This is a genomic window from Shewanella sp. (genome assembly GCF_051658185.1).
Classification (GTDB): domain Bacteria; phylum Pseudomonadota; class Gammaproteobacteria; order Enterobacterales; family Shewanellaceae; genus Shewanella.
Genome location: NZ_JBOFMC010000410.1, coordinates 1 through 5,473 on the forward strand (window position 1 = coordinate 1; position 5,473 = coordinate 5,473).

General features: G+C 53.5%; 4 protein-coding genes and 1 pseudogene. All 5 read left to right on the forward strand.

Going from position 1 to position 5,473, the window contains the following annotated elements:
- Positions 1-626: pseudogene (locus ACRCZA_RS15215) on the forward strand (hypothetical protein); the annotation flags it as partial.
- Positions 550-1,401, forward strand: a complete 852-nt coding sequence (locus ACRCZA_RS15220; RefSeq protein WP_438675238.1) for a carbon-nitrogen hydrolase family protein — start codon at positions 550-552, stop codon at positions 1,399-1,401. The pseudogene ACRCZA_RS15215 and the gene ACRCZA_RS15220, both read left to right, overlap by 77 nt.
- 229 nt (positions 1,402-1,630) lie before the next feature.
- The gene (gene tldD, locus ACRCZA_RS15225) at positions 1,631-3,079 is read left to right on the forward strand and encodes a metalloprotease TldD (RefSeq protein WP_438675239.1); all 1,449 of its coding nucleotides are present in this window, start codon (positions 1,631-1,633) and stop codon (positions 3,077-3,079) included.
- Positions 3,080-3,250: 171 nt separating this feature from the next.
- A complete protein-coding gene (locus ACRCZA_RS15230; RefSeq protein WP_438675240.1) occupies positions 3,251-4,825 on the forward strand; it encodes a TolC family protein in 1,575 nt (524 codons plus the stop codon).
- Positions 4,815-5,473: HlyD family secretion protein (locus ACRCZA_RS15235; protein WP_438675241.1), on the forward strand; the 659-nt coding region annotated here is incomplete at its 3' end. The genes ACRCZA_RS15230 and ACRCZA_RS15235, both read left to right, overlap by 11 nt.

Genomic DNA, 5,473 nt, shown 5'->3' on the forward strand with positions numbered 1-5,473 from the left:
CAGTGCTAGAGGAGCTTGAGCGTAAAAGTAAAGAGATTGAAATCCCCGAGGCGATTTTGCCCATCGTCGGCGAGCGTGATCAGATGGCCCCCGCGGATGCTGCGCCCAACCCCGTGATTCCAGCGCCCCCTCTTTTAACTCCCCATCCCCCAAAACCAGAGGCACCTGCGGTTCAACCTGCACAAAAACACGACACCCCCAAAGAGCAAGGTGCCGGGTCCGCGCCCAAACACGCCCTGCAACAAGCTCACATAGCGCCTGAGGTTAGCTTGATAGGCGCTGGCGATGCTTTGGTGACGCCGCTACAGGTGACAAAACGAAATGTTGCAAGCCTACATGCCACAGGCCCAAATGTTACAAGCCTAAATGCCACAAAACTAAATGCCACAAACCGATATCTCACCCATCTTAAGGTGACTAAGGTTAACATCGCCAATATCGCCAATATCGCCAACATCGCCAATATCGCAGGGGTAAATGCTGATATCGCTAAGAGGGATGTCAGCGGTAATCTGCCGCTATCGATTCAGCTAAGTGAGGGAGACAAGCATGCACATCAGTCTGTTGCAATGTCAGAGTGGTCAGGATGTCAGTGCCAATCTGCAGTTTATCCAATCGCAGCTTGAGCAACTCAACCGCGAGAATGTCGATCCTGCCGCCCTAAGCCCGCACTTGGTGGTACTGCCTGAGTGTAGCCTGCTGTTTGGTGGCCATGAGCGGGCCCAAATCAGCTATGCAGGCGATTGTCATCCCAGCCCAGTGCAAGTGGCCCTCGGCGGCCTTGCCGCGCAGCATAGGGTGTATCTGGTGGCGGGCACCATTCCAAGATTGGCCGACGATGGTAGGCTGCATAGCCGATGTTATCTGTTTGATGATAAAGGTGTTACCTTAGGGCATTACGATAAATTGCACCTATTTGATGTGAATGTCGCCGATGCGACTCAGCAGTACCGCGAGAGCGACACCTTTTGCCCCGGCGATCATATCAGTGTTATCGATACACCTTTTGGCAAAATTGGCCTATCCATCTGTTATGATTTACGCTTTCCCGATCTCTTTCGGGCGCTGCGCCTTGCGGGGGCTGAGATTATTGCCGTGCCCGCCGCCTTTACTAAGGTGACAGGTGAGGTGCATTGGCAGGTGTTATTGCAGGCAAGGGCGATTGAAAGCCAGTGCGTGATTGTCGCCGCCGCCCAATGGGGCGCCCATAACCAAGGTAGCCGCGAAACGTGGGGGCAGAGTATGGTGGTGGGACCTTGGGGGAATATTATCGCTCAGCGGCCAACGGGGACTGGCTGGCTGCACGCCGACGTGGATGTGGCTGAGGTGCACCGTATTCGCCGTAATATGCCACTGGCGCAGCATAATCGGTTTGCGCCACCACAGTTAATGTGCCGCTAGCGAGTGCGCGGGGTCGGTTTGTGAGTATGCGTCGGTTAGCAGTGGATTTAGTCGGTTAGCAGTAGATTTAGTCGGTCAGCGAGTGGATTTAGCCCGTTCGCCAGACCTCATTCTGCGGTAGGTGTTTAGCGCGATAAGCGCTTGCTGTTACGGGGAATGAGCCAACGTTTTATCACGAGTGTTTTTTTATTCAAAATAGCCAGATCCCTGGGGATCAGAGAGAACATCGATGCCATTTTTAGCACAAGTAGAGCAAAGTTTATTGAAGGATGGGTTAGCCCTAGAGGGTTTGCAAACCTATTTGAACATCATACATCAGCACCAAATCGATTTTTCCGATCTCTATTTTCAAGGCAGTCGCCATGAATCTTGGGTACTCGAAGATGGCATCATCAAAGAGGGCAGTTTTCATATCGAGCGCGGCGTAGGGGTGCGGGCGATCACCGGGGAAAAAACCGGTTTTGCCTATGCCGATGAGATCACTCCCGCCGCCCTAAGCGCCGCAGCAGAAGCGGCCCGTGGCATTGCCACTCGAGGCGAAACGGGCAAAGTGGCGGCCTTTAAGCGCCAGCAAGCCTTGGCGCTGTACGATAGCCACGATCCTATCGCCGCCATGGAAGAAGTGAAAAAAATCAATCTACTCAAACAGGCCGATGCCTACATTCGCAGTTTAGATAGCCGCATCATTCAAGTGGTCGTGAGCCTTGCGGGTGTGCATGAAGAAATCCTCGTCGCCGCGAGCGATGGGACGCTGGCGGCGGATATTCGCCCACTGGTGCGCTTTAATTGCAGCGTGATTTTAGAAGAAAATGGCAAACGCGAGCGTGGCGGTGCAGGTGGCGGTGGACGCCATGATTACGCCGTACTTATGGCGAGCGACGATAGCGGTTTGCCCATGTGTTTTGCCTTTGCCCGCGAAGCGGTGCGCCAAGCCCAAGTTAACCTCAATGCTATCGATGCCCCCGCCGGTGAAATGCCGGTGGTCTTGGGCAATGGTTGGCCTGGAGTCTTGCTCCATGAAGCCGTGGGTCATGGCTTAGAGGGCGATTTTAACCGTAAGGGCAGCAGCGCCTTTAGCGGCAAGGTGGGCCAACAGGTTGCCTCAAGCTTAGTGACTGTGGTGGATGATGGCACCTTAGCCAATCGCCGCGGCTCCCTGAGCATTGACGATGAAGGGGTGCCAAGCCAACGCACAGTGTTAATCGAAGACGGCATATTAAAGGGCTATATCCAAGATAAACTCAATGCGCGCTTAATGGGGGTTGCACCAACCGGTAATGGCCGGCGTGAATCCTATGCCCATTTACCCATGCCGCGCATGACCAATACCTATATGACGGCGGGGAAATCCGATCCAAGTGAGATCATTAAGTCGGTCAAAAAAGGCATTTATGCGCCCAACTTTGGTGGTGGCCAAGTGGATATCACCTCGGGTAAGTTTGTCTTCTCAGCCTCTGAAGCCTATTTAATCGAGAATGGTGAAGTGACCCAAGCCATTAAAGGCGCCACCTTAATTGGTAATGGCCCTGAGGCGATGAGCCAAATTTCCATGGTGGGTAACGATATGGCGCTAGATAAAGGGGTGGGTGTGTGCGGTAAAGATGGCCAAAGCGTCCCTGTCGGCGTGGGTCAACCGACCTTAAAACTCGACAAGCTGACCGTGGGCGGCACAGCCTAGCCTAAAGCCTAAAGCCTAAAGCCTAGAGCCTAAAGCCTAAAGCCTAAAGCCTAAAGCCTAAAGCCTAGACATCGAGTCCTAGGCTCCCCTTAAACTGGCGAGCGCTGGCTGTAGCCTAAGTTGAATGTTATCATTTGCAAAGGAATTAGAGTAATCACTCTAGAGGTGTTAATGAAACTATCCAAACTGGCGTGGCGCAGGCTATTGTCATTGCCGAGGTTATTGCCACTGTGGTGTTTATTGCCAGTGGCAGTCAGCGCGCAGCCGATTCACTTTACCGATGCTTGGCAACAAGTGCTTAAGGTGAGCGATAAGTTGCAGGCGCAATCCCAAGAGCTCAACCGCGCCAAGGGCGAACAAAAGGCGGGGGAAAGTTTACGTCTGCCCTCGGTGAGCCTAAATGGCAGTTACACTCGCCTCGAAAAACCGATTGAGTTAGATCTGCGGGATCTTAATCCCTTAGCCTCCCTCGACCCTTCGACCTTACCCCCCGCCCTCGGTGGCGCACTGGCTGGTATTCCTGGCTCGATGTTTGTGACGCCTTTTACCGAGCAGGATATCTTTCGCGCCAGTTTGCAGGCCATGTGGCCGATTTACACCGGCGGGCAGATCACTGCTGCCCAAGGGATCCAAGCGGCGATGGTGGCCGAGAAGCAACAACAGCTACAGCTTGCCACTCGGGATTTATTTACCCTGCTGGTAGATAGGTATTATGGCGTTGATGTGACTAAGGCCTTAGTGAACACCCAAACCGAGCTGGTTGAGTCCTTAAAAGTGCATGTGGATCATGCGCTTGCTTTAGAGCGTGAAGGACAAATTGCGAAGGTTGAGCGCCTAAATGCTCAGGTGGCGCTCGATAATGCCAAGGTTAATCTGGCGAGTGCCCGCCGCCAGCATGAAATGGCGGCGATTGCTTTGGCGCGTTTGCTGCAGCCGAGTGAAGTCAGTTCGACTTGGGTTGAGCCTGCATCCGCGCTATTTGTCTTGCCACATGCCCCCTCGCTAGCGGAGTTGACCCAACTGACCCTTAGCCAACACCCGGCGCTGAAATTACTCGAAGCCAAAGAAGCACAGGCCAATGGCTTGGTTTCTTTAGAAAAGGGTAAGTATCAGCCCACGGTATTCCTGTTTGGCAATTACACCTTGTATGAAGATGACAGTTTATTTTCGCAGGTTGAACCCGATTGGATGGTCGGCGTGGGCGTAAAAGTGCCGCTGCTCAGTCGTGATGGCCACAGTGGTAAGGTGCAAGCGGCCAAGAGTGCGTTATTACAGGCGCGCCACACTAAGGCGCAAACGCGGCAAGATTTGAGCTTATTGGTTGATCAAACCTATCGGCAGTTGCTGCAGTCTGAGGAGGAAGTCCGTGCCCTCGATACCTCGCTGGAATTAGCCGCTGAAAACCTGCGTTTACGGGAAATCGCCTTTAACCAAGGGTTATCGACCTCCATCGACAGGGTTGACGCCGAGCTTAAACGCACCGCGGTGATCACCCAGCAATTGGCTGCCCGTTATCGCTATGTGCAAGCCTATGCCAGATTGATGGCCATCAGCGGTCAACTGGATGAATTTATGGGGCGCAGCTCATATAAAAGCTCATATAAAAGCTCATATAAAAGCTCAGATAAAAGCTCAGATAAAAGCTTAGATAAAACCGCAGATAACATCGTCAATCAAACCGTAGTCCATACCATCGATCACACCTCAGATCGCAGTGTAGTGCAGGAGATACACCATGCGCGCTAACCGAATACTCGCCCTCGTGGCTTTAGTCGCATTAGGCCTGATTTTAGCCTATGGCCTTAAGTTGGCCTATAGCCCGCAGCCCCGGCTATTGCAGGGGCAAATTGAGGCGCGTGAATATAATGTCTCGTCAAAGGTGCCGGGGCGCGTCGAGCAAGTGTTGGTGCGCCGGGGCGATAGCGTCGCAGCGGGGGATTTACTGTTTGCGATTCACAGCCCTGAGCTGGATGCCAAATTGATGCAGGCCGAAGGTGGCCGCGATGCAGCCCAGGCCAAACAGCAAGAGGCCAATAATGGTGCCCGTAGCCAAGAGGTGATGGCGGCCAAAGATCAATGGCTTAAGGCCCAAGCGGCGGCTGCACTGGCGAACACCACTTACACGCGAGTTGAGAATTTATTTAATGAAGGCGTCGCCGCGCGGCAAAAACGCGATGAAGCCTTTACCCAATGGCAAGCCGCCAAGTACACCGAGCAAGCCGCGTTAGCCATGTACCAAATGGCCAAGGAGGGCGCGCGCCTTGAAACCAAAGCGGCGGCCGCAGGCAACGTGCGGATGGCTGAAGGCGCCGTAAAAGAGGTGAGCGCGATTATGCAAGACAGCCAAATGCGCGCGCCTAAATCCGGTGAAATCAGCGAAGTATTATTGCAGGC